The sequence below is a fragment of the Azorhizobium oxalatiphilum genome, assembly GCF_014635325.1.
GTDB classification, from domain to species: domain Bacteria; phylum Pseudomonadota; class Alphaproteobacteria; order Rhizobiales; family Xanthobacteraceae; genus Azorhizobium; species Azorhizobium oxalatiphilum.
In genome coordinates, this window is sequence record NZ_BMCT01000002.1 from 574,345 (window position 1) to 598,364 (window position 24,020).

19 protein-coding genes are annotated in these 24,020 nt (G+C 64.7%); 15 read left to right on the forward strand and 4 right to left on the reverse strand.

The features are described 5' to 3' along the window. Positions 1 to 18 precede the first annotated feature (18 nt). The 4 genes from folB (at position 19) to IEW24_RS11160 (ending at position 3,993) form a co-directional block, all read left to right on the forward strand. The gene (folB, locus tag IEW24_RS11145) at positions 19 to 465 is read left to right on the forward strand and encodes a dihydroneopterin aldolase (protein WP_244644303.1); all 447 of its coding nucleotides are present in this window, start codon (positions 19 to 21) and stop codon (positions 463 to 465) included. A gap of 127 nt (positions 466 to 592) precedes the next feature. Then, a complete protein-coding gene (locus IEW24_RS11150; protein WP_188578439.1) occupies positions 593 to 1,579 on the forward strand; it encodes a class 1 fructose-bisphosphatase in 987 nt (328 codons plus the stop codon). 60 nt (positions 1,580 to 1,639) lie between these two features. Further along, the gene (gene rpe, locus IEW24_RS11155; protein ID WP_188578442.1) at positions 1,640 to 2,320 is read left to right on the forward strand and encodes a ribulose-phosphate 3-epimerase; all 681 of its coding nucleotides are present in this window, start codon (positions 1,640 to 1,642) and stop codon (positions 2,318 to 2,320) included. Positions 2,321 to 2,520: 200 nt separating this feature from the next. After that, positions 2,521 to 3,993, forward strand: a complete 1,473-nt coding sequence (locus tag IEW24_RS11160; protein WP_188578444.1) for a protein adenylyltransferase SelO — start codon at positions 2,521 to 2,523, stop codon at positions 3,991 to 3,993. A 112-nt stretch (positions 3,994 to 4,105) separates the two neighbouring features. Here IEW24_RS11160 and IEW24_RS11165 read toward each other — a convergent pair whose 3' ends face one another. The 3 genes from IEW24_RS11165 to IEW24_RS11175 are packed head-to-tail and all read right to left on the reverse strand — an operon-like array spanning position 4,106 to position 9,628. Next, positions 4,106 to 7,549: an SbcC/MukB-like Walker B domain-containing protein gene (locus IEW24_RS11165; RefSeq protein ID WP_188578446.1), complete on the reverse strand. Its 3,444-nt coding sequence runs from the start codon at positions 7,547 to 7,549 to the stop codon at positions 4,106 to 4,108. After that, positions 7,546 to 8,193, reverse strand: a complete 648-nt coding sequence (locus IEW24_RS11170; protein ID WP_188578448.1) for a DUF4194 domain-containing protein — start codon at positions 8,191 to 8,193, stop codon at positions 7,546 to 7,548. The genes IEW24_RS11165 and IEW24_RS11170 overlap by 4 nt, the downstream gene beginning before the upstream one ends. Continuing rightward, the gene (locus IEW24_RS11175; RefSeq protein ID WP_244644304.1) at positions 8,183 to 9,628 is read right to left on the reverse strand and encodes a Wadjet anti-phage system protein JetA family protein; all 1,446 of its coding nucleotides are present in this window, start codon (positions 9,626 to 9,628) and stop codon (positions 8,183 to 8,185) included. The genes IEW24_RS11170 and IEW24_RS11175 overlap by 11 nt, the downstream gene beginning before the upstream one ends. 244 nt (positions 9,629 to 9,872) lie before the next feature. Between IEW24_RS11175 and IEW24_RS11180 the strand changes: the two genes are divergently transcribed. The 4 genes from IEW24_RS11180 to IEW24_RS11190 all read left to right on the forward strand — a co-directional run bounded on the left by IEW24_RS11180 (position 9,873) and on the right by IEW24_RS11190 (position 15,895). After that, positions 9,873 to 13,472 (forward strand): S8 family serine peptidase, encoded by a 3,600-nt coding sequence (locus IEW24_RS11180; protein ID WP_244644305.1) that lies wholly within the window; start codon positions 9,873 to 9,875, stop codon positions 13,470 to 13,472. Further along, positions 13,469 to 14,881: an MBL fold metallo-hydrolase gene (locus tag IEW24_RS11185; RefSeq protein WP_188578450.1), complete on the forward strand. Its 1,413-nt coding sequence runs from the start codon at positions 13,469 to 13,471 to the stop codon at positions 14,879 to 14,881. Before IEW24_RS11180 ends, IEW24_RS11185 begins: the two co-directional genes overlap by 4 nt. A gap of 172 nt (positions 14,882 to 15,053) precedes the next feature. Beyond that, the gene (locus IEW24_RS28745; protein WP_244644306.1) at positions 15,054 to 15,263 is read left to right on the forward strand and encodes a hypothetical protein; all 210 of its coding nucleotides are present in this window, start codon (positions 15,054 to 15,056) and stop codon (positions 15,261 to 15,263) included. After that, positions 15,260 to 15,895, forward strand: a complete 636-nt coding sequence (locus IEW24_RS11190) for a DinB/UmuC family translesion DNA polymerase (RefSeq protein WP_244644307.1) — start codon at positions 15,260 to 15,262, stop codon at positions 15,893 to 15,895. The genes IEW24_RS28745 and IEW24_RS11190 overlap by 4 nt, the downstream gene beginning before the upstream one ends. On the opposite strand, the gene IEW24_RS11195 is transcribed toward IEW24_RS11190, so the two are convergent. After that, complete coding sequence (locus IEW24_RS11195; RefSeq protein ID WP_188578452.1) at positions 15,780 to 16,892, reverse strand: alpha/beta hydrolase; 1,113 nt, start codon at positions 16,890 to 16,892, stop codon at positions 15,780 to 15,782. The two genes, IEW24_RS11190 and IEW24_RS11195, sit on opposite strands and share 116 nt — an antisense overlap. Positions 16,893 to 17,463: 571 nt before the next feature. On the opposite strand from IEW24_RS11195, the gene IEW24_RS11200 reads away from it, so the two are divergent. From IEW24_RS11200 to IEW24_RS11230, 7 genes are all read left to right on the forward strand, one after another. Continuing rightward, entirely contained in the window at positions 17,464 to 18,519 is a 1,056-nt protein-coding gene (locus IEW24_RS11200; protein ID WP_188578454.1) for an oxidoreductase, read from the forward strand. 347 nt (positions 18,520 to 18,866) lie between these two features. Further along, a complete protein-coding gene (locus IEW24_RS11205) occupies positions 18,867 to 19,307 on the forward strand; it encodes a carboxymuconolactone decarboxylase family protein (protein WP_188578456.1) in 441 nt (146 codons plus the stop codon). 18 nt (positions 19,308 to 19,325) lie between these two features. Then, positions 19,326 to 19,799, forward strand: a complete 474-nt coding sequence (locus tag IEW24_RS11210) for a (R)-mandelonitrile lyase (RefSeq protein ID WP_188578457.1) — start codon at positions 19,326 to 19,328, stop codon at positions 19,797 to 19,799. A gap of 49 nt (positions 19,800 to 19,848) precedes the next feature. Then, positions 19,849 to 20,331, forward strand: a complete 483-nt coding sequence (locus IEW24_RS11215) for a cytochrome P460 family protein (protein ID WP_188578459.1) — start codon at positions 19,849 to 19,851, stop codon at positions 20,329 to 20,331. Between the two features lie 30 nt (positions 20,332 to 20,361). After that, complete coding sequence (locus IEW24_RS11220) at positions 20,362 to 21,042, forward strand: DUF4405 domain-containing protein (protein ID WP_188578461.1); 681 nt, start codon at positions 20,362 to 20,364, stop codon at positions 21,040 to 21,042. Between the two features lie 262 nt (positions 21,043 to 21,304). After that, the gene (locus IEW24_RS11225; RefSeq protein WP_188578463.1) at positions 21,305 to 21,751 is read left to right on the forward strand and encodes a (2Fe-2S)-binding protein; all 447 of its coding nucleotides are present in this window, start codon (positions 21,305 to 21,307) and stop codon (positions 21,749 to 21,751) included. 11 nt (positions 21,752 to 21,762) lie between these two features. Next, positions 21,763 to 24,018: a xanthine dehydrogenase family protein molybdopterin-binding subunit gene (locus IEW24_RS11230; protein WP_188578466.1), complete on the forward strand. Its 2,256-nt coding sequence runs from the start codon at positions 21,763 to 21,765 to the stop codon at positions 24,016 to 24,018. Positions 24,019 to 24,020 lie beyond the last annotated feature (2 nt).

Below are 24,020 nucleotides of genomic sequence, written 5' to 3' on the forward strand. Positions count from 1 at the left end.
CCTGCCTTCCGGAGCCCCATGTCTTCCGCCGAACCCGATAATCCGATGCCCGATCCGCAGCCCATGGCCGAGGCCGTCCCCGACAATCGCGCGCGCCCGCCGCGCAACGACCGCCTGTTCCTGCGCGCCCTGCCCTTTTTCGCTCATCACGGCGTCTATGAAGAGGAGCGACGGCTGGGCCAGCGCTTCATTGTGGATGCGGACTGGTGGCTGGACGCTCGCCCCGCCGCCTGGGCTGACAAGGCCGAGCTTACGGTCTCCTATCAGGACGTCTATGAGCACATCAAAGCCGTCGTGGAAGACGATCCCGTCAACCTGATCGAGACGCTGGCCGAACGTATCGCCAGCCGTCTGCTGGACCACTTCCCGCTGATCGACCAAGTCCGCATCGCCGTACACAAACCCGGCGCCCCCATCACCGGCGTGTTCGGCGACGTGGGCGTGGAGATCACCCGCCAGCGCTAAAGACTGTGACGTCGCGGGATTTTCCTGCCCCATCCCTGCCATCTCGCCATTTTATCCCTCGCCGAGACGTGACGGGCGCGCGCTCTTGCGCCATAAGGGCCCGTCCTACGGGAATGAGGAGAGACGCGTGAGCGAAGTGACCCTGCAGGCCTTCCTTGACGACTGGGCCGGTGCCGATCCGCTGCGTTGCGCTGTGGCTGCGACGGTAGAGCGTCTGGCGGAAGCCGGGGTTGCCATCGCCGAAATGGTGGCGCGCGGCCCTCTCGCCGAGGATTTCGGCAAGGTGCGCGGCGACGAGGCCAATGCCGGCGGCGACGCCCAGAAGGAACTCGACGTGATCGCCGAGGAAGAACTGGTGGACGCGCTGGGCAAGGCCCCCGTCGCCTTCCTCGCCTCCGAGGAGAGCGAGACCCCGATCCCGCTCGACCCGCAGGGCCGCGTGGTGGTCGCGGTGGACCCGCTGGACGGCTCCTCCAACATCGATACCAACGTCTCCATCGGCACCATCTTCTCGATCCTGCCGTATGACCTCGAGCAGCATCCCGATCCGTCGGCAGCGCTGCTCCAGCCCGGTACGGCGCAGATCGCCGCCGGCTTCCTGGTCTATGGCCCGGCCACCGTGCTGGTGTCTTCGCTGGGTGATGGCACGCAGGTGTTCGTGTTCGACCACGACACCGCCACCTTCATCCTCGCCCGCGAGAAGGTGGAAATCCCGGCCACCACCAAGGAATACGGCATCAACCAGTCCAACGTGCGCCATTGGGCGCCGGCCACGCAGCGCTATATCGAGGACTGCCTCGCCGGCAAGGACGGCCCGCGCGGTAAGGATTTCAACATGCGCTGGGTCGGCTCGCTGGTGGCTGACGCTTTCCGCATCTTCACCCGCGGCGGCGTCTATCTCTATCCGGGCGACAGCCGGAAGGGCTATGCTGAAGGCCGCCTGCGCCTCATCTATGAGGCAAACCCGGTCGCCTTCGTGACCGAGCAGGCTGGCGGTGCCGCCACCGACGGCACGCGGCGCATCCTCGACATCGTGCCGAGCCAGATCCACCAGCGCATCCCGCTGGTGTTCGGCTCGCGCGAGGAAGTCGAGAAGATCGCCAGCTACTATTGATCGGGGCCACAGGCCCATTGGCGGGGCGTGTCCCCGCCATTTGCATTTCTGGAGACTGACATGACCGGCCCGCTGATCGCCCCTTCCATCCTCGCCTCCGACTTCTCGCGCCTCGGCGAGGAAGTGCGCGACGTGGCGGCGGCTGGCGCCGACTACATCCATCTCGACGTGATGGACGGCCACTTCGTACCCAACATCACCTTCGGCCCGGACATCATCAAGGCGCTGCGCCCGCACACCGACAAGGTGTTCGACGTGCATCTGATGATCTCCCCCGTAGAGCCTTATCTGGAGGCCTTCGCAGCGGCGGGCGCCGACATCATCACCGTGCAGGCGGAAGCTACACAGCATCTGGACCGCTGCCTGCAGGTGATCCGGGGCCTCGGCAAGAAGGCCGGCGTGGCGCTCAACCCGGCGACCCCGGAAAGCGCTATTTCCTACCTGCTGGACAAGCTGGACCTCGTCTGCGTGATGACGGTGAACCCCGGATTTGGCGGGCAGGCCTTCATTCCCGACGTGCTCCCGAAGATCGAGCGCATCCGCGACATGATCCGCGGCCGCGACATCCGCCTCGAAGTGGACGGCGGCGTGAACCCCACCACCGGCGCACTCTGCGCCAAGGCCGGTGCGGATGTTCTGGTGGCGGGCTCGGCCGTGTTCAAGGGCGGCATCGAAGGCTACCGCACCAACATCTCCGCCATTCGCGGCGCGGCGGCGGGCGCCATCGGGCTGGTGGCTTGATCGCCGGGCTGCTCCGCGTCCCCGGACCTTGCGTCGGCTGGACGACCGACGCAAGGTCCGCACAACGGTTGTTCGGTGACGGGCCAACCGGGTGCATCTGCACGGGCTGTCCCTGAAGCCGGATCACATCCGCCAGGGTTAACCCTTGCGTCTTGAACCCGTGCCTGCCGGACCTCACACAGTGGACAGGCACCCCGGCCATGGCGATTGCATTCGAGAGCACCTACAGCGCGCTTCCCGAAACCCTCTTTTCCCCCGTTCAGCCCAGTGCCGTCCGGCAGCCGGTGCTGATCCGGCTCAATGAGGCGCTGGCCGACGAACTGGGCCTGGACGCACGTTGGCTCAAGGGGGCCGACGGGCTCGCCGCGCTCTCCGGAAATGCCATTCCCGAAGCGTCCACCCCCATCGCGCTGGCCTATGCGGGCCACCAGTTCGGGAACTTCGTGCCCCGGCTCGGCGATGGCCGCGCCATTCTGCTGGGCGAGATCCTGCGTGAGGACGGTGCCCGTCGCGACATCCAGCTCAAGGGCGCCGGCCGCACGCCCTATTCCCGCAACGGCGATGGCCGCGCCGCGCTTGGCCCGGTGCTGCGCGAATATATCGTCAGTGAGGCTATGGCCGCCCTTGGCGTGCCCACCACCCGCGCTTTGGCGGCGGTCGCCACCGGCGAGCGCGTGCAGCGCGAAACCGGATTGCCCGGTGCCGTCCTCACGCGCGTGGCGGCGAGCCATATCCGGGTGGGTACATTCCAGTATGTGGCGGCGACCGGCGACCACGCAGCCCTGCGCAGCCTCGCCGACTATGTGATCGCACGGCACTATCCCTCCGCAGCAGAGGCGGAAAACCCGTATCTCGCGCTGTTCGAACAGATCCTGCGTGCGCAGGCGGCGCTGATCGCGCACTGGATGTCCATCGGCTTCATCCATGGCGTCATGAACACCGACAACATGGCCATCTCGGGCGAGACCATCGATTATGGCCCCTGCGCCTTCCTCGACACCTACGAGCCCACCAAGGTCTTCAGCTCGATCGACCAATTTGGTCGCTACGCCTTCGGCAACCAGCCGCGCATCGCGGTATGGAACCTCGCCCGGCTGGCGGAAGCGCTGCTGACACTCATTGCAGACGATCCCGACACGGCGGCGGCGCTGGCGACGGAGAGGCTTCAGGGCTTCACGGCCCAGTTCGACGGGCCTTATCTCGCGCGCATGCGGACCAAACTCGGGCTGGCCACCGCGCGGCCCGAGGATGCCCAGCTGATAGCGGATTTCCTCCAGACCATGCGCGAGGGGCAAGCCGACTTTACGCTGGCTTTCCGCCAGTTGTCCCAGCCCGCACCGGAGAACGGCGTACCCACACCATTGGCGGCACTCTTCTCCAATCCCGATACCTTGAACGACTGGGCCGCGCGCTATCGCGAGCGCCTGCGGTACGAGACGGTGTCGCCGGAAGAGCGCCGACAGGCCATGGATCAAGCCAACCCACGCTTCATTCCGCGCAACCACCAGATCGAGGCCGTGATCCACGCTGCCGTCACCGAGAACGACTACACACCGTTCCACAAGCTCATCGCGGTGCTCACGCACCCCTTCGCCGAGCAGCCGGAGAACGCCACCTTCGCCACGCCGCCCGCTCCCGAGGAAGAGGTGCACGAAACCTTCTGCGGCACGTAAGTTTCGGGCTTCGGGCTATCGTCGCGAGGGGGAAAGGGACCTCTGCCCTCACTCCCCCAACTTCTCCGTGCCTTCCTTCAACGCGGGAGGGCGTCCCGGCGATAGCCTCGTTTCACTCCGCCGCGCCCGGCGCTTCACTGACATCCAGCAGGTCGCCCAGATCCTCCTCGCTGAGATGCTGCGGGTTCGCCGCCCGCATCTGGACGCGCGCATGGGGCTTGATGCGGGCGCATTCCGCCGTCGCCTGATCGCCGTGCCGGAACACGTCGACGATGCTGTCCAGATTCTCATAGACGACAGAGCGCTTCTCGGAGGGCGCCGCGATCACCACCTGCAAGCCGATGTCGTCGTAGAAATCCAGCAACGTCCGCTGGTTCGGGCCGTCCATCTTGCTGAACGCCTCGTCGAAGACCGCCAGCCCGACACCGCGATCCGTAAGGGCGAACTGCTTGCCGGCGCCATGATAGATGCTGGAGAGCGCCGCCCCGATGATCACATAATAGGGCACCTGCCGCTCGGCACCGCTGGCCACACCCCGGCGCCGATCGAAGCTGGTGGAACGTGTTCCGTTCACATCCTGCATGCGCAGATCGAAGTCGAAATAGCTGCGGTAGTCCTGATAGGCGGAGAAATCCATTTCCTGATCGCCCAGCAGCCGCTCCACCTCGGCCAGCGCGTTGGCATGGGCCGCATCGCGCGGCTTCTCGCCCGCGAACAGCAGGTCCAGCAAATCCTCATTCTCCTCGCTCTCGCGGGCGAGGCGATACAGTTCCTCGAAGGATGCCTTGGGACGCACCTGCAACGAGTAGATCTCATTGTGCAGCGGACGGCTCTTGAGCGAGCGATTGAGAGCGTCGATCTCGGTCCGCATGCCGGAGAAGCGCGCATTCAGCTCGTGCACAAAGGCGGTGCGGAAGATGCGCACCACCTGCTGGGCCGCCTCGTCGGCCTGGCGGCGGTACATGATCAGCTCATTGGTCTCCAGCGCCTCGATGGCCTCCACGACCCACGGCTTCATCACCGCGATCACCTGACCCGGCAGCACATGGGGCGCGTTTTCGTCGAGCAGGCGGAAGCGACCGTGCGCCTCGCGAATCTCCCCTTCACAGGCCCGATGCTCTTCCCGGCTCTCCGCCGCTTCCTTGTCCATGTCGCGGGCGAACTGGCTCAGGCTGTCGCCACCTCGGGTACGGTAGGTCGCCTTGAGCAGCTCCAACTGGTCGCGATTGCGCACGCGTTCGCGGAACCGGCTCCATCGCCAGCGCCAGCAATTCCAGGAGCCCAGCAATTCGTGCGCGCCCCGCAGCTTGTCATCGAGGCTGGCCACTTCGGCCGTCAGCCGGCCGCGCCTGTCCAACAGTTCCGCCTGACTCTTCTCAAGCTCGCTGCGGCGGACCTTGTTGGTGTCCAAAGCCTTGCGCAGGGACGGATCGATGGTGGCAGAGATCTGCTCAAGGCGCGCCTGAAGCTCCTCGCGCTGCTCGTCCCTCCGGGCAATCTCGGCAGTCAGAACATCCAGCCGCTCTTCCGGCTTGATCTCCTGCGCGAGATCATCCAGCCGCCGGGCGATATCGGCGTGGAATTTTTCGGCGTCGCGATGGGCTTTCAGCAGCGCGCCAACCTCGTCGATCTGCCGCCGCAGCCCCTCTTCCATCAAAGGCGCAGCGGCGCGACCGAGCTTCAGATCACGCGCCCGCAACACCTCCACCACGATGCCACTGTTGAAGGCGCCGTCCCGCATGATCGCGCGACCATCGCCCATCAGGTTCGCCTGCGTCTCGGCCAGAGCGACGGAGCCTGCATGGAAGACCACGAAGGCCTGCGCGAGCGGGTCATCACTGGCGATCACGCCGGCGAGCGTGCCCTTCGATGCCTCACGGGGGAGTTTTGCGAGGCGGCGGGTGTTGGCCACACGGCAGCCGCGATACTGATCGCGACCCGCCCGCAGGATCTCCACGGCACGCGAGGCGTGTTCCGGCTCCACGAGGATCGCCTCGCGATTGCGGCCGAAGAAGGCTTCCGCCGCATCGCGCCAGCTCTCGTCAGCGATCTCCACCACCTGACACAAGGCGCGCGGCCGCATGCCGGCCTGCTCAAGAGCGGCCATCAGGCGTAGCGTCGTCCCCTCCAGCGCTACCGAGCCGGTGCGCGCCTGCTCCCGGCGCTGCTCCAGCTCACGCATTTCGCCGAGCAGCACGCGGGCCTGATAGATGGCTTCGTCGCGCCGGTCGACGATGCGGGGAAGCGCGGCCCGCGCGGCATCCCGGCACGCTTCGAGCAGGCCTTCCATCTCGTTGGGGTTCCGGGGCCAGGCGGGTGGCACCAGCCCATCGCTCCTGGCCTTCACAGCTTCGAGGGTCCGCATCACCTCCCCCATGCGCAGGGATGCCAGCCGCTCGCCGCTGTCGAGAAGCGTCACGCTGCGCGCTGCCGCCAGATAGCGAACCCGAAGGCGCTCCACCGCGACATTGCGCTCCTGCTCGGCCAGACGCAGAGAACTGGAAACGACACTGCGCTGGCTGGCCGCGTCCTGGGCCGCCAGTTGATCCTGCAGGCTCTCCGCCTCTTCGGTCAGGGTTCTCAGTTCGTCCGCGTGGCGCTCCAACTGCCGGGCCGTTTCCTCCTGCGCCCGCCTTGATTCCTTGCGCTTGCGCAGAACCGCCAGCAGCGCACTACCGCCCTCGATGGCCCGCGCCAACAGCGAGACGCCGCGCCGAGTCTCCTCCCGGGCCAGCAGATCCTCATATTCCGTGACCAGCGCCCGGATCTCGCGCAGCGCCTCAAGCCGGCGCTCCAGCTCCCGAATGTCCTTCTGGATGTCCTGATACCGGCGAATGGAGTCGCGCAGGTCGCCGATGTCGATGTCCTTCTTCTCCAGCAGGAACTGGTGCACGAAGTGATCGACGGAGCGCATGTCCTCGAAGGACAGCGCCATCACGAAGGCCCGCACGAAGCGTTCCGGATCGGCCGGTCGCCGCCCGGTGAACAGGTGGCGCATATATTCGCGGATGAAATTGCGGGCGCTGTCCGGCTTCGCCAGCTCCGTGCCGACGGCAGCGCACTGATCCTCCAGGCTGCGGCGGGTAAAGCTCCAGGACGCGGCCCTGTCGTGCCCGCTCTCCAACCGCTCCACGAAGGAAGCGGTGCTGATCAGAACGCCGGGCGTCACGTAGCGCCCCACGATCTGCGCCTCCTCCTGCGCGGAGGCTTCGATGCACAGTCCGATGCTGACCGGCGGGCGCAGGCCATCGGGATCCTCGAAGCCGAGCGCGATGTGGGTGATGGAAGCCTCTCGCTGATACTCGCCCTCGCCCAACTGGCCGAGGCAGTAGCTGCGCAGGGTGCGCTCCGAGCCCCGGCTGCCGCTCTCTCCGGCCGAGCGGTTGAACTTGTGATAGCGCGCGGATCCGCCACTCATGACAGCCTGAATAAGGTCGATGAGCGTGGATTTGCCGGAGCGGTTCTTGCCCAGGATGGCGGCATCGCCGACGAGGTCGAGATCCTCTCGCCCGAACAGGTGCCACTGCACGAGCGAGATACGGCTGAGATGCATCATGCCGGAACCTCGCTTTCGGCTTCCTCGTCGCTCTGGTCGGCAAGCTCTGGCCGCAGCAGCAGTTTCTCCAGACGATCCACCACATCGTCGCCGGCCACGGTGGCGATCAGCGCGCGAATGGTCAGGCCGTAATCCTGCAATTCGGGATCATAGTCGGTAAGCCGGACCACGGCCTTGCGGCCGAACCCTTCCACCAGAGTCTTGAACTCCCCCACCGCCAGGCTCGGGCGTCGCGCCCGCGCCACGGTGTCCTGATAGGCGTCGTATGCCTCGTTCAATGTGACCTCGACATTGCCGTGGCGCTCCATTTCTCCGTCCTGCACGCCCTCTTCCCAGAGGCGCCGGAGCAGCAGCAGCACGATGGTCTCGTCAATCCGCAGCCGGGGCAGACCGACCTGCTCCGTATCGGGCACGATACCTGCCCAGCCTTCCGCCTCACGGACCACCAGCGTGTAGCCCGCAATCTCGAAATAGGCTGACACCAGCCGCTCCACATCGGCGCGCAGCAGCCCTTCCAGCAGCGCGGCGGAGCCGCGATCATCGGTGTGGATGAACTGGTGCCGCAGCAGATGGCGGATGATGCGGACGACACGCTCATACTGGCGGGGGTCGCGGTTTTCGAGGTTCGAGAACTCAGCCAGCACGTCCGGCCTCCAGTGTGACGTGGTCATCCTTGCGCACGACCACGAAGTCGGAGCAGGTCAGCCAGGCGTTATCGACGATGTCTTCAGCGGCCACGCGGAAAGCGAAGCTCCGGCTCAGCCGCGCGCCCATGGGCGTTTCGGACAGGGACTCGCCCGCCATCGCAATCAGGCGCAGAGCCTCGAAGGCCAGGAAGTCGTCCACGGTTTCGATCGGGAATCCATCCGCACGCGCCTCGCCGAAGGGCGGCACGCGGCGCTCCAGAAAGCGGCACATCTGCTCGGGCGAGACCGAAAGCCGCTCCAGATACTCCCGTTCCAGCCGCTTGCGCAGTTCGTGGCGGGGATCCGGCTGCGGGAGAACAATGACGCCGCCGACAATCGGCGCGCGGGAGAGGCGCGGACGGGCCAGCAGGAAGGGCGACAAAGGCTTCTCCGGCCGCTCGACCAGCCCATCCACGGTGAAGGCATCGGGCTGGCGCGCCTGAAGGACATCGAGGCGCAGCAGCAACTGCTCGCTGCGCTGGAGAAATCCTCCCGAACGCCGCCCCGCATAACGCACCGTATTGCGCAGGCGGGTTTCCAGCCGGGCGCGGTGCTGCTGAATGCGGTCAAACACATCCTCTATGCGATCGAACACCCGGCGGATGGTGGAAAGATCATCGAACACCTGATCTTTCGCCGCCGGAAGGTCGGGTGCGAGGCGCGCTTCCAGATAGGCCTGGGCGAGATTGGCCACATCGACGCTCGAATCCTCCAGTGCATCCAGGCGCGTGAAAATGCGATGCCGGAAGCGATAGGGGTGAGCGGAGGTGGTGATCGCCCGATAGTCCTGCAGCAGGATACGCTCGACGAAATCCTCGAAATAGAAGCGCAGCCGCATGCCGATGCTGTCACTGAAGAGAATCTGCTTGTCGATGTCGCGCAAGGCAGACAGAACGCTGCGCAGATAACGCCCGAACGAGGCCGCATCCCGCGCCGCCTTGTGCAGTCCGAGCGCATTTTCCCGTGCGTTGACGTGCACGGCTTCCAGTTCGTTCTTCACCTGGATAATGAGGCCGCCGAGCTGGTCCGACACGCCCTCGCGCAGGCCGGTCAGGAACTCCGCCAGCCGCATGGAAGCCGCCGGCATGTCCACGGTGACTTTCACCCCGTAGCTGGTCGGCTCCAGCCAGCCGGTGGCCACGAGGCGCCGATAGATGTGACGGGCACGGGACATGGCGTCATTGGTCGCTTCGGCGTCGGCATGTTCCTGCTGCCGCCGCTGGAGCCGACGACCCCGGCGCGTCACCACCTCGTCGAGCTGGACAGGCTCCTCGTCCTCGCGCCAGAGCGCCATGTTCTCGCGCAGGTTGTCATAGATCAGGCTGACGATATCGGCCTGCGTGGGGAAATTGAGGTCCGAACGGTAGAAGGTGCCATAGATGCGATCGACCATAATCTCGTAGATCGCACGGTTCGGTCCGCCGAAAATCGTGAAGATGTCAGCGTTTAATTGACCGAACAGCATCCCAACTCCCTGTCTCCTGCCTGTCTACGGCGCGTGATCGACATCCTCATCCACGCGACCAAGCCTTCCCATTGCTGTGGGGGTGTCACGCCTGAACGGATGTGACAGTCCCTTTAGAACAAAAGGCAAACGCTCGCAAATTGCCCATTCCCCCATACGTGCCGGCCTTCGTGTGGGCGGCAGCAGGTTTGCCTTGCATGCGGGAAACGCCTGCGCAACTATAACTTGTATAAGCTGCAAGCTGGCCGGGGGGCTCCAAGTGGCAGTTGATCCAAAAATCGCGCAGCCGATTCCGGCCGGCCTGCTTCTCAAGCTGCGTGGCAGTGACCGCGCCAGCATGTCCTTGGCTTCGCAGCGGCTCGCCGCGGGTAGCGAAGTTCTCCTCGAAGTTCCCGCCGGAGACGGTCTGGCAGGCTTTGCCGAAGCCCCGCCGGCGCAGTGGGTCCGTATCAATGCGGCCGACGACCCCTGGGAGCAGGCCCACGCCATGATGCGGGCGGGCTTCGCCGCCGGTGGCGGAGATGTTCTCGCAGCGGAGCCGGACTTTGAGCAGGAATGGCCCAGTGCGCCCCGGACGGCCCAATGTGTCGCCGAACCGCAGGAGCGGTCCGGCGGCAAGCAGATCGGGCCTCATGACCGCTGGCATCTGGATGCGGCGTTCAGCAGCCTCGGCAGTGCGCGCGACAAGGTCGATGCGGCGGCCCTGCGTGACGTGCTCATTGCTCATGTGGACACGGGCTACGACCCCGATCACCGATTCAGGCCCAAGCATCTCGATCCGGCGGAACGCAGCTTCGTGGCCGGAGATGCCGATCCGAACAGCGCCAGAGATGTGTCGAAGGCGGGCAAGCTCACCAATCACGGGCACGGTACCGGCACCATCGGCATTCTGGCCGGGCCAACCATCGGAGGCGCGCCGGGCGCGCGCGTCCTGCCGATCCGCATTGCGGATTCCGTGGTGCGTTTCAGGACCGGCACCATGGCGCAGGGTTTCGACTATGCGCTGGCAAAGAACGCTCAGGTGCTCACCCTGAGCATGGGGGGACTGGCTTCGTCCATTCTCGCCGATGCCGTCAACAAGTGTTACGCGGCCGGCCTCGTGATGGTGGCCGCCGCCGGCAACAATTTCAGCGGCCTTCCGGTGCGCTCCATCGTCTATCCGGCACGCATGCGTCGCGTCATTGCCGCCTGCGGCGTGATGGCGAACATGAAGTCCTATTCGGACCTCGATGCAGGCACCATGGAGGGTTGCTACGGCCCGGCCAGCAAGATGCTCACCGCACTTTCGGGCTTCACGCCGAACATTCCGTGGCCGGAAATCGGATGCCCGAACGTGATCGACGAGAATGGCCAGGGGACCTCGTCCGCCACGCCGCAGATCGCCGCCGCGGCCGCCTTATGGCTGGCCCACCATGCGCAGACGCTCAGGAAGCTGCCGCAGCCATGGATGCGAGGAGAAGCCGCCCGCCGGGCCCTGTTCGCCAGTGCGTCCCTCGGCGGCGGGAGCCAGCCGGACGGCAAGCTCGGCTGGGGCGCTCTGCGGGCGGAAGCCTTGCTGCAACAAACGCCATTGGCCGCGAGCGCTTTGAGCCCAGAAGCTCCGGCCAGCGCGGGCTATGCCTGGCTGAAACTGCTGACCGGCGAAGGGGTGGGGTTCGCCCTCAGCAACGCCGCGGAGGCGGACCGGCTGCTGGGGTTGGAACTGATGCAACTGGCCCAGCGCGACCCTGCGCTGGAAGCCGCCCTGGCCGATCCCGATCATGACGGGGTGACGGCGGCCCAGCGCCGGCTCTTCCTTGAGGCGGCGGAAGCTTCCCCGCTGGCGTCACGCCCCCTGAAGGCGGCCATCGGCGCCAGCCTGTCCGGTCGCGGCCAGCAGCGCCTTTCCCCCCCGCCCCCCCGTGCCGCGACACCGGAGGTGACGCCCAACCCGGTCCCACCGCCGGCGCGCCGCCGTCTACGCATCTATGCGCTGGACCCAAGCCTCGGCGGCTCGCTCAACTCCTATGAGGACCAGATCGCAACGGTGGACGTGCGCAACGAGCCCAACCTGCGGCCCGGACCTGTGGGCGAGTATCTGGAGGTGGTGGATATCGACCCGGCTTCCAACCGTGCCTATCCGCCGGTGGATCTCAACAATCCGAACCTCATGCTGCAGGACGGCGCACCGCCCTCGGAGGGTAATCCGGCGTTCCACCAGCAGATGGTCTATGCGGTTGCCATGCGCACCATCGAGCATTTCGAGTTTGCTCTCGGACGCAAGGCTCTTTGGACGCGCCGGTGGTCCGGGAAAAAGGGCACGCGCAATATCTACATGCAACGCCTGCGCATCTATCCGCATGCCTTGCGGCAGGACAATGCGTATTACAGCCCCGCGCACGGCGCCCTGATGTTCGGCTATTTCCCCGCCAACTCGCAGGTTTCAGACCTGACGCCACCCGGCACCATGGTGTTCAGCTGCCTGTCGGCGGATGTTGTCGCCCACGAAACCACCCACGCACTGCTGGACGGGCAGTCCCGTAGCCTGCGCGACCCATCCAATCCGGACGTACGCGCCTTCCACGAGGCCTTCGCGGACATCGTGGCGCTGTTCCAGCAGTTCACCTATCGCGATCTGGTCCGGCGCGAGATTGCCCGTGCCCGGGGGGACCTGTCGGCAGCGGGGCTGCTTAGAGGCCTCGCACGGCAGTTCGGCGAGGGCACCGGACACGCCGGCCCGCTGCGGCGCTACGCGCAGCAGGACGCGACCATCGCCTATGGGACCACCTTCTCCCCCCACGCGCGCGGCTCGCTGCTCGTAGCGGCGGTGTATCGGGCGTTCCTGGCCATCGTGGAACGGCGCACGGCCGATCTCGTCCGCCTCGCCACCGGCGGGGGTGGCATTCTGCCAGCCGGCGCACTCCATCCCGACCTTGTGGCCCGCCTTACTGAGCAGACCTGCAAATCGGCACAACATGTGCTGCGCATGTGCATCCGCGCGATCGACTATTGCCCTCCGGTGGATCTCACCTTCGGAGAATATCTGCGGGCGATCATCACCGCCGACATGGAGGAAGTGCCGGAGGACCGATATGGCTATCGCGTGGCCTTCCTCGAAGCCTTCCGTGCCTTTCAGATCCTGCCGCGCAACCTGCGCACCGTCTCGCTGGAAACCTTGCGCTGGCATCCCTGGGACGGCCCTTCACCCCAGTGGCTTTCCCCCGCCATCGCGGCGCTCAAGATCGACCTCACAACCCATCGAAACCGTGAGGAGATCTTCAATAAGAGTGAAGAAAACGGCCGGAAGCTGCACGCGGAACTGTTGAAGGCGCTGAACTCTCCGGAGGCTTGCATGGCATTCGGCCTGCAGCATGGACTGGGGACCTACAAGTCGCTCGACGCCAAGCCGGAGCTGAAAGGCCCGACGACCTTCCTGGTAGACGATGTACGCGTCGCCAAGCGCGTGCGCGAGGACGGAGAACTGGCGGCCCAGCTCATGGTCGTCATCCGTCAGCGCCGCCCGGAGAGTCTGGCCGAAGCGTCTCAGGAGCCGACCAAGGACTTCTGGTTCCGTGGCGGCGTGACACTGATCATCGACCTCCTCGGCGAGGGCGCTCCGCGCATACGCTATGTGATCCTCAAGGCTATCACCAGTCCTACCCGCCTCGCCCTCGAGCGGGCCTATCGCGGAGGAGAGGGGAACGGCGGCTTACGCTCCATGTATTTCGGCGCCGACGGTTTCGCCGCCGGCGAGCCCTTTGCCATCCTGCATGCATCGAGGGACACGGAATGACCGGGGTGAGCGTGGACATCCGCTGCTACTGCCACGGGCTGGGCGACTGCATGCTGCTGTCGCTGCCCAAGGCTGACGGATCACCATTCTGGATGCTCATCGATTGCGGCATCCACAGCTCCGCCAAAGGCGGCGCCGACAAGATGCGCGACGTGGTCGCCGACATCGCCAAGCGCACCAAGGGGCATATCGACGTCATCGTCGGGACGCACGAGCACTGGGACCATCTGTCCGGCTTCATCCAGGCCGCCGAAGCGTTCGACAGGATAACGGTAGGCGAGGTGTGGTTCAGCTGGGCCGAGAATCCCGCCGACCCCGATGCCCGTAAGCTCGACAAATACAAGGCGGACGCGGCTATGGCGCTGGCCGGCGCCGCGCTTCAAATGGCCGGCGTGAAGGAGCTGGAGGAAAGGGCGAAGGGCATCGAGACGCTTCTCGGCTTTCAATTCGGCGCCAAGGGCGAGAAGGTCCGCGATGCACGCGAACGACTACGCGGGGTAGACCGCATGGTGCGCCACCTGGAACCGGGCACCCTCGCCCCGCTCGACGCCGTACCCGGCATTCGCGTCTATGTGCTCGGCCCGCCGCGCGACCCGAAGCTTTTGGGGACCGAGGATATCCTCTCGGAAACCTATGCACTGGGCGGACGATCCATCTCGGTAGAACCGCTGTCCAACGCCCTTGAGCTGAATGCGGCGACCCTGCGGATCGACGATGACCCGGCGGCGCCGTTCGACGGTACCATCGGCCTCCCCTTCGCCGATCTGGCGCGCGGGAAATGGCCGGACGATCCGGACACGGCGCAGTTCTTCTGGAACAGCTATTTCGGGCCGGAGGCAAGGAACAACGCCGAGCTAGACCAGAGCTGGCGCCGCATCGACAACGATTGGCTCGCCAACTCCGTCGACCTCGCCCTGCAGCTGGACTCCCGCACCAACAACACCAGCCTCGTGCTGGCGCTGGAAATCGTCGAGACCGGACGTGTTCTGTTGTTCGCCGCAGATGCGCAGGTGGGCAACTGGATGAGCTGGTCCAACGTCAAGTTCCGAGGCACGAAGGATCGCCCCGCGCGCAGGGCCGATGATCTGCTCCGCCGCACGGTGTTCTATAAGGTTGGCCACCATGGCAGCCGCAACGCTACGCGGACGGCGGCACTGGAAATGATGGACCACTCGGCGCTGGTTGCTTTCAGTCCCACGGATGAGTCTCTGGCCGGCAAGGTCGGCTGGAAGGACTTTCCGGCGCCGAAAACGTCCGCACGTCTGCGCGAGGTAACGTCGGGCCGCTTCATCCAGTCCGACGCGCCATGGATTCACGATGCGCGCCTGCCGATGCCCATCAAACCGGGCGGCGCACTGCGCGCCATCACAGTCAAACATGGACTCTATGTGGACCTGACCCTGGCGTGATGTAGTGAACGAACCAAAGTTTGGATTCGCGGCACCGCATCCCATTGATGTTACGCCATTAATTTTTGCCGCCACAATTTCCTCACCATAGTTTGGTGGCGAGATTAACCAAAGTTTGGTGCCTATAGGTCTAAAGGCCGCATAACTCCACCATAAACTGCTCAACGAGCCGATGTTCTCGACGCTCAGCCAGAGCTGCGTTCAGCACCTGGCAAGCTGGCCTGCTGCCGGCTTCGTCGCGGCGCTGCCGGTCAAGAAGTTCCACGGCGTCGGCCCGGCCACAACCACGAAGATGGATCGGCTCGGGATCGCCACTAGCGCGGATCAGCGGGCAAAATCGCTGGACTTCCTGCGACAGCTTTTCGGCAAATCGGGCGGTTGATACTATCGCATCGCGCGCGGCATCGACGAGCGACCCGTGGAGGCCCATCGGAGCGAAAGTCGATCGGCGCCGAGGATACCTTCGCGATCGACATCTTCGACTTCGAGAAAGCCCGCCAGGAGCTGGAGCCCCTTGCTGCTAAAGTCTGGCGCCATTGCGAAGCGCGGAGTCTGGCGGGGCGTACCGTAATCCTTAAAGTGAAGTATGAGGACTTCCAACAGATCACGCGGAGCCGTACGCGCGACGTCATGATCACCAGCCTGGCGGACCTCCAGCAACTCGCTGAAGGCCTGCTCGTGCCCTTGTTTCCGACGGAGAAGGGTATCCGTCTGATCGGGGTGACGGTGTCGTCGCTCGAGGTGCTAAGCGCTGCTCAGGATGCAGACGGGCAGCTTCCCCTTCTCCGAGGAATACCCGTTACCCCGATCGTCGTCACGGCAACGCCAGGCGGTCGGCTTTGGCCGACCGCCTGCTTTCGTCGAACAGGTGATCAGAACCCTCGTCTTTCGCGACGCACTACGAGCGGCTGGAAACGAGGGTACGGGCGAAGAAGGGAGTCAGCTTGCCCATGGCCACCTCGACATACTTGGGAACCCAATAGGTCTCGATGTGGGTCGCGCCGTCGATCTTGAACAATTCCTTGTCCTTCGTCCCGGAGGCCTTCGCAAACGCGTCCTCCGTCATGTACAGGCTGTCGGCTTTGCTCCCTGCCATCATCAGCAGCGGCGTATCAATGAGTTCGATCTGGTCCGTTGCGTCCCAGCGCATCAAGTCCAGCAGGCTGCTGGTGGTGTACTTGAACGTCGAGCCCGGATGAGCGTGCGTCTTCCAATAATATTCGTAACCTTGCCGGTACAGATCGAAGGGAAGCGCGGCGATCTGCGCATCGGTCAGGTTGGCGTCGCCCGAATAGAGAACTTCACCGCCGGCGACCTCCTGCGCACGGGCGGCGGATGCCTCCCGCAGGCGCTGCTGGATAGTCGCCAGTTGCGAATCCCCATATCCGTTGCGCCGCACGCGACCGGAGTTGAACATGCTCAAGGTCGCGATCGACCTGAAACGCTTGTCGGATTTGGCCGCCGCGAGCGAATACCCACCCCCGCCGCAGATTCCGAAAAGGCCGAGGCGTGAGGCATCGACACCCGGAAAACGGGTGATGAAATCGGCCATGCCGTGAATGTCTTCGGTGCGGAACTGCGGCTTGTCCACACTGCGCGGCGCGCCGCCGCTCCCACCCTGATAGGCAGCATCCGCGGCGATCGTGATGTAGCCCTGTTCCGCCAGGTTCTGAGCATACAGCCCGGCGACCTGCTCCTTCACCCCACCGTTCGGATGCGCCACGACGATGGCAGGATACGTCCTGCTCGGATCATAGCCTGCCGGAGTGTACACGTTTGCGACGATATCGAGACCGTTGAGCTTGTAGCTCACGGGGTGGATGTTCACCCGCCCGGCTTCATTCTTCGTGATCGCGCCGCCGTAGACGAGCGAAAACGCGTTCTGCTTGTAGTCCGCCGCGGCGGCATTCTTCGTATTCATGAATGTCAGTCCCAACATGGCACTTGAGATGGCGAGCGCGGATGTCCCAAGGAACTTGCGCCGTCCGGAGTTCACGATGTCAGTGTTCATTTCATTGTCCGTTCGTTGAGCGAGCGCCCAACTTACGGGCGCGATGCAAACCGCCGGCTTCGAGACCAAGGCCCTCGATGGATCGTCGCCGATGCGGCGTATCCAGCGATGAACGTCGCCCATCTCCGAATGATGGGATCGATGCCTTCAACCGCGTGTCGAACTTATTCCGTCGGCTGCCAGCCATTGCATCCAATATAGATGCAATGTATTGGGTGGTTAAGTGAGCATCCGAATAACGTTTCGCGCTGCTCCGTTCACCATTTCGCCGAGCAAGATAGAGCAGGAAGCCATTCCTGATTAGACGCCCACATCCGATAGGGTTTAGAAGTCCGTCTAATCAATCGGCTGACGTACGCTGATGCCGGGAGCGGGAACGCTTTTTCCTCCACGCAGTGCCGATTGCGCCCTCCAATTCCCGCGGGACGACGACGATCTCATCGCCCCAAAGTACGTGAGTGCTGGAACGTGCGGACGTGGCGCTCGTTAACGCGGAGGCCGCGGATCCCGCGTATTCGCAAGGAGGCAAACTCCGCCACCTAATTCATCCAGAAAGGAACGAGGTTTGACTATGAGTGATCGAAAGGTGCGCGTCGGCCTTGTCGGCTACGGTTTCGCGGGCAGGATCTTCCATGCACCGTTGATCCGTGCCGTCGAGGGACTCGACCTGGTCGCCGTCACATCCAGCGATGCGTTCAAGGTGAGGGCGGACATGCCCGATGTCGCGGTGCACGCGACCATGGACACGATGCTGGCCGAAATCGATCTGGTGGTCGTCGCGACGCCGAACGACACCCACGCACCTCTGGCGCGAGCTGCACTCGCGGCCGGCAAGCACGTTGTCATAGACAAGCCCTTCGCACTCGACGTGGCGGAGAGCCGCGCGTTGATCGGCGCAGCCGAAGAGAAGGGACTGCTGCTCAGTGTCTTCCACAACCGCCGTTGGGACAGCGATTACCTGAGCGTGAAGAAGGCGATCGAAGCAGGTGCGATCGGGCGCGTCGCGCATTTCGAATCCCGGTTCGAGCGTTTCCATCCGGAGGTCCGCGACAGATGGCGCGAGAGAGGCACGCTCGGCAGCGGCCTGTGGTTCGACCTTGGGCCTCACCTTGTTGACCAGGCACTACAACTGTTCGGGCTTCCGGACCGCGTGTTTGCCGACATCGCGAACCTGCGCGACGGTGCCCTGACCGATGACTGGGCCCATGCCGTCCTTCACTATCCCGGTCTGCGCGTCGTCATTCAATGTGGATTGCTGTGCGCCGGAGGCACCCAGCGCTTCATCATCCATGGAACCGGAGGCTCCCTGCTCAAGACGGCCGCCGATGTCCAGGAGGCCCAGCTCCGCAATGGACTGCATCCCGGCGAGGGCGGGTGGGGTCAGGATCCTGATGCGCTCATCCGCTTCGATGCCTTCGGAGAACGACATACCACACCGGCCGTAAGCGGTGACCAACGGCAGTTCTACGCGGGCATCGCGAAGACGCTGCTGCATGGCGCGGCATTCAATGTGAGGCCGATCGAATGCCTCGCCGTCATGGCCGTGATCGAAGCGGGGTTCACATCTGCCCGAGAGGCTCGCGCAGTGGAGCTTCCCTTGACGGCGCTGGAGCGGGCTTCTTGGTGAACCTCCGGGCATGAGTATCGCGAGGAGGACTTGCGTGCGGCAGGCTCCTCCTCGCTCCCGCTTGATCACGGCATCCCGGTCGGCAAATGAGCGAGACTGGCGCTCGTCGCCCGGCCGAAACCCGATCGGACATCGACGCGTCCGTCGAAGAGCTGGACCGGATGTCGCCCTCTCCAAATTAATGATCAGAAGTTTATCTTCTTGGGCGTCGGATTGATAAGGCCGGGTAATAGGCCTTTGCGGAATTCGACGTCTAATCGTGACCTCGGCCATCGTTTACGTTGCGACACGTGAGCGTACCCAGCCTCGGCCGCTTCTGATCACGTGATGGCGTTGGAGGGACCGTGATGTCCAAGTTATTGAATACGCTGCTCATCGTCGGCGGGATGACGATTTCCGGGTATGCAGGTGCCCTGCTTCATGCCCAGGCCCAGGCGCAGACCGCATCCAAGCCGCATGCCCCCGTCGGAGAGCGCGCTCCATCGCGCGCGCAGCAACTGATGGGCGACATCGCCCCCAAGCTGGCCGAGCTGACAGACGAAGTTCTCTTCGCGGACGTCTGGGAACGGCCGGAACTCTCCAAGCGTGACCGCAGCCTTGTGACCGTCGCCGCACTCATCGCGCTCAACCGGCCGGACCAGCTGCGTTCTCACATGGCACTTGCCCGCACCAATGGCGTCACGGAAACCGAGATGGTGGAAGTGATTACCCATCTCGCATTCTACGCCGGCTGGCCGAGCGGGGTCTCGGCGGTCGGGATCGCCCGGGATGTGTTCAAGAAGAACTGAGCCGCGCAGGAGCATCACATGAAGCGGATAGCCGCCTTCCTTGCCGCCGGGATTCTCGTGATTTCGGCTGCCGTGGCCCAGAATTCCTCGACGATCTCGGTGGTCTCCTCGAAGACGCAGCCCACCGCCACAGGCCCGTCCCAGAATTTCACGGGAAGCGTGAAGGTCAGTTCCCGCTTTCAGCGAACCGATCCGGCCCGCGTCGGGGGCGGCGTCGTTGCATTCGAGGCCGGCGCCCACACCGCGTGGCACACCCACCCACTCGGGCAGACGCTGATCGTGACGAGCGGGACCGGCCTCGTTCAGGCCTGGGGCGAGCCGATCCAGCGCATGGAGGTTGGCGACGTGGTCTGGATTCCGCCCGGCGTGAAGCACTGGCACGGTGCCGCGGCTGCGACCCCGATGACGCACGTCGCCATCTCCGAAAGCCAGGACGGCAAATCGGTGGAGTGGCTCGAATTGGTGACCGACGACCAATATTCCCGGCAATGAGGAAACCCGTTGCCGTCGCCTTCCGCCGCCCTTCCCGAGAGTGCCACCATTGAAGACCTTTCTTCGTCTGACCGCGTCATCCGTGGCTGCCGCCATCGCCGCCCTCGCCCTCGTGTGGCCCTTGCACGCCGAACCGACCCGCGTGACGTTCCCCGATATCGAGAGCCTGACCCATTACACGACCGTGAGGCGGGGTAACGTCACCGAGCACATCCTGACGACGCCTGCGGCCATCGAGGCGGTCAAAAACGGGAAGCCGATCCCCACGGACACGACGTTCGTGCTGGCCGATTATCGCGACGGCAAAATCTACCGCTACTTCGTCATGGAAAAGGGAGCCGGGTGGGGCGCGGATTACGACGAGCGGCGTCGCACGGGTGATTGGCAGTTCCAGTGGTTCTGGCCCGATCGCACCATCAACGAGAAGGAAAACACGGCCAGGTGCCAGTCCTGCCATGGCTCTCGGGCGGACTCCGAGTTCCTTTTCACCTTCATCCAGTTGCGTGATTTCGACGGGCGCACGCCCGATTGAGCGCCTGTTCGGTTGAGCCAAGGTATCGTCTTGAAACCCCTGTATGCGCTCCGGCTTGTCCTCGACACCCTGTCGGCGATCCTCTTCCTCGTCGGTCTGGCCTATTGGTGGCAGGACAATCTCACCCATGAACTGGCGGGCTGCGGCCTGCTGCTGCTGCTTTTCGCCCATGCTTCATTCAACCGACACTGGTATGGGTCGGTAGCCAAGGGGCAATACCCGCCGAAGCGCATTCTCAATGCCACGATCATCGCCCTGCTTCTCGTCTCCATGGCCGTCCTGATGGTGTCGAGCGTGCTGATCTCCAAGGATGTCTTTGCCTTCCTCGGCGTCCGCTTCCGGCCAACTGCCCGGCAAGCACACGTTCTCGCGGCCTATTGGGCGATCCCGTTCATCGCACTCCATATCGGGACCCGTTGGACGGTGGTGATGAATGCCATCGGCAGGCTATCGGGATTTCGGGGGGCGGACCGCCGGACCACGATGATCCTGAGGGCGGCCTCCATCGTGCTGCTTGCCTTCGGCCTGATAAGCACGATCGAGATGGGTCTCGGCCCAAAGCTCCTGCTTCAGCCCAACCTGGATATGTGGGACTTCAACGATGAAGCGGTCGGCTTCTTCGCGCGGTATGCCGCGATCATCGGCATGTTCGGCGTCATCGGGCACTACGGCTCGGGCGGCTTGCGCATCGCGCGGTCAACCAAGAACTGATCTCTTACTCAATTAAGTCAGACCGCTTCAAAGATTCCCCCGGGCACTCGCCAGCGCGAAGCAGCGCCTTTTGATTAGCCTCACTTATGGAGCCTTGCGTAATCCGCGTCTAATCCGCGCACGCGTCGCAGGTTAAAATCATTCGAATTGTTCATCGTGCGGGCGAGGACTGCCGGCGCGCGCGTTCACCCCATACCCCGACCAGGTGCACGCAGCATCAGGTGACGGCACCGCCTCCCGCGCCAACATAAGGAATGCACCGATGGAGTTGCGTATCAACGGGATGACCCACCAGATCGACGTGGAGCCCGAGACGCCGCTGCTGTGGGTGATCCGCGAAGAGCTGGGCATGACCGGAACCAAGTATGGTTGCGGCCTCGCGCAGTGCGGGGCCTGTACGGTCATGATCGACGGGCGGGTCGCACGGTCCTGCGTAACCCCGGTCGAAAGCGTTGCAGGCGCCGAGGTGACGACCATAGAGGCCGTCGAGACGGATCCGGTGGGGCGCAAGGTGGTCGCCGCCTGGATCGACAATCAGGTTCCGCAATGCGGCTACTGCCAGTCCGGCCAGGTCATGGCCGCTGTTGCGCTGCTCAAGGAGAACCCCAGCCCCGGTGAAAGCGAAATCACCGAAGCCATGGTCAATCTGTGTCGATGTGCGACCTACAACGCCATCCATGCCGCCGTCCGTCAGGTCGCAAAAGCGTGAGCGAGGGAAACATGAACAGCCTCGCTTCCACGGATCTCGGCCCACACGACCTCTCCGAGACCCCCATCAACCTGTCCCGCCGCGGCTTCCTCGGCGCATCGTTCGGCGCCTTCGTCCTCGGCGTTGCCCTGCCGGCGGGACCGGCAAGGGCGCAGGCAGGGGCAGGCCCCGCCATCGATCCCGGCACCCGTGTCCCCGCCTTCCTGGAAATCCGCCCCGATGGGTCGGTCCTCCTGCAAAGCCCGTTCATCGAGGGGGGACAGGGCATCTTCACCGCCATGGCACAGATTGTCGGCGAGGAGATGGATGCCGATCCGTCCCGCTTCAGCGTCGTCGCCGCCCCACCCGGGCCCGATTATTTGGTGGTGAACGGAAAGCTGCGCATCACCGGCGGCAGCATGTCGGTGCGCACCAGTTACGAGCGCATGCGCAGGCTTGGCGCGATCGCGCGGAGGATGTTGTTGCAGGCGGCGGCCGACCGGCTTGGCGTGCCGCTGGCCGATCTTCGGACCGAGCCGGGCAAGGTCGTCCATATCGCTTCCGGGCGCGAGCTTGCGTATGGAGAACTCGCGCCAGCCGCAATGACGCTGTCCGTGCCGACCGACGTGCCCCTGAAGTCGCCCGCCGACTTCCGCTGGATCGGCAAAAGTGTCCCGAGACTGGACGTTGCCGATAAATCGACGGGCCGGGCCACCTATAGCATCGACGTCGCAGTCGATGGCATGCTCCTGGCTGCCGTCCAGCACGCGCCGCGGCTTGGTTGCGAACCCGCTGCTCTTCTGAACGAGGCCCAGGTCGGCGCCATGCGCGGCGTCCATTCGGTGCATCGCCTGCCCGGCGCGGTGGCGGTCGTCGCGGACCGCTGGTGGCGCGCCCGGAAGGCGGTGGAGGCCCTCCAGGTCGAATGGAAGGAGGCGGACCCGTTCGTCCAGCGTCCGTTCCCGGTCATGCCTGCGGATTTCTCCAGTGCGGCCCTGAAGGACAAGCTGATCGCCAGCCACGGCAAGGCCCTTGATGCCGAGGTCGTCGGCGATGTCGGCGGAGCCATGGGCAAGGCGGCAAAGGTCGTCGAGGCCGTCTATGATGCGCCCTTCATCGCTCATGCGCAGCTTGAACCGCCCGCCGCCACCGCACGGTTCAATGCCGACGGCACGCTCGACCTCTGGGTTCCCAATCAGGCGCCGGAGATTTTCCAGCGCAATGCCGCCAAGCTGGCGGGATTGGAGCCCGAACAGGTCCGCGTGCATTCGCCCATGCTCGGCGGCTTCTTCGGTCGGCATTTCTACTACGAGGCCTCTCTCGCCTTTCCCCAGGCCATGCAACTGGCAAAGGCAGTCGGCCGTCCCGTGAAGCTGATCTGGAGCCGCGAAGAGGAGTTCCTGCGGGACACGCTCCGCCCCATGGGCGTGGTGCGGTTCAAGGCAGGCCTCGACGCACGCGGCAAGCCGGTAGCCCTCGAGGCCGAGGTTCCCGGTGAGGGCCCCCGGTTCCGGGTGAACAAGGTACCCCTCGACAAGCCCGACCCCACCGCGGTCGAAGGCATTGCCGAGAAGCCTTACGCCATCCCCAACCGGCGGATTTCGCAGATCCCCGTGCCGTATCCGGTGATGATCGGCTTCTGGCGCTCCGTGGGCCATTCGATGAACGGCTTTCTCTACGAGACGTTCTTCGACGAGATGGCCGATGCCGGCCAGCAGGATCCGTTCGCATTGCGACTGGAACTGCTTGCGGGCAACGCGCGCCTGACCGCCCTCCTGAAGTCCGTCGCCGACCTTTCCGGGGGCTGGCGCCGCGGTCCCTATACGGCAGCGGACGGAAGCCGGCGAGCGCGTGGGATCGCCATGGCCTCCCCCTTCGGCTCCGAGGTGGCGACCATCGCGGAAGTGTCCGTCAGCAAGAATACCATCGTGCTGCATGACATCTGGGTCGCGATCGACCCGGGCCACGTGGTGAATCCCGCCATCGTCGAGGCGCAGGTCCGTTCCGCCGTGGGCAACGGACTGTCGACGGCCTTGCTGGAAGAGGTCGTCTACGAGCACGGTCGCCCCAAGGCCCGGAATTACGATCAGTATCCCATTCTGCCGCCTGACCGTATGCCACCGGTGCACGTCCGGATCATCGAGAGCGGTGCGCCGATGGGCGGCGTCGGCGAACCGGGCGTGCCCGGCGTCCCGCCTGCGGTAGCGAACGCCCTGTCGACCCTGCTCGGCCGTCGCATCCGCAGCCTTCCGCTTTCGAAGGCTCCGCTGACGGCATCGGCGAGCTGATC

Excerpts from the sequence above, each read along its gene's own strand:
- folB (WP_244644303.1), top strand. The coding sequence starts at position 19 with ATGTCTTCCGCCGAACCCGATAATCCGATGCCCGATCCGCAGCCCATG.
- rpe (WP_188578442.1), top strand. The coding sequence starts at position 1,640 with ATGACCGGCCCGCTGATCGCCCCTTCCATCCTCGCCTCCGACTTCTCG.
- IEW24_RS11160 (WP_188578444.1), top strand. The coding sequence starts at position 2,521 with ATGGCGATTGCATTCGAGAGCACCTACAGCGCGCTTCCCGAAACCCTC.
- IEW24_RS11165 (WP_188578446.1), bottom strand. The coding sequence starts at position 7,549 with ATGATGCATCTCAGCCGTATCTCGCTCGTGCAGTGGCACCTGTTCGGG.
- IEW24_RS11175 (WP_244644304.1), bottom strand. The coding sequence starts at position 9,628 with ATGGTCGATCGCATCTATGGCACCTTCTACCGTTCGGACCTCAATTTC.
- IEW24_RS11185 (WP_188578450.1), top strand. The coding sequence starts at position 13,469 with ATGACCGGGGTGAGCGTGGACATCCGCTGCTACTGCCACGGGCTGGGC.
- IEW24_RS28745 (WP_244644306.1), top strand. The coding sequence starts at position 15,054 with ATGTTCTCGACGCTCAGCCAGAGCTGCGTTCAGCACCTGGCAAGCTGG.
- IEW24_RS11195 (WP_188578452.1), bottom strand. The coding sequence starts at position 16,892 with ATGAACACTGACATCGTGAACTCCGGACGGCGCAAGTTCCTTGGGACA.
- IEW24_RS11200 (WP_188578454.1), top strand. The coding sequence starts at position 17,464 with ATGAGTGATCGAAAGGTGCGCGTCGGCCTTGTCGGCTACGGTTTCGCG.
- IEW24_RS11205 (WP_188578456.1), top strand. The coding sequence starts at position 18,867 with ATGTCCAAGTTATTGAATACGCTGCTCATCGTCGGCGGGATGACGATT.
- IEW24_RS11210 (WP_188578457.1), top strand. The coding sequence starts at position 19,326 with ATGAAGCGGATAGCCGCCTTCCTTGCCGCCGGGATTCTCGTGATTTCG.
- IEW24_RS11225 (WP_188578463.1), top strand. The coding sequence starts at position 21,305 with ATGGAGTTGCGTATCAACGGGATGACCCACCAGATCGACGTGGAGCCC.
- IEW24_RS11230 (WP_188578466.1), top strand. The coding sequence starts at position 21,763 with ATGAACAGCCTCGCTTCCACGGATCTCGGCCCACACGACCTCTCCGAG.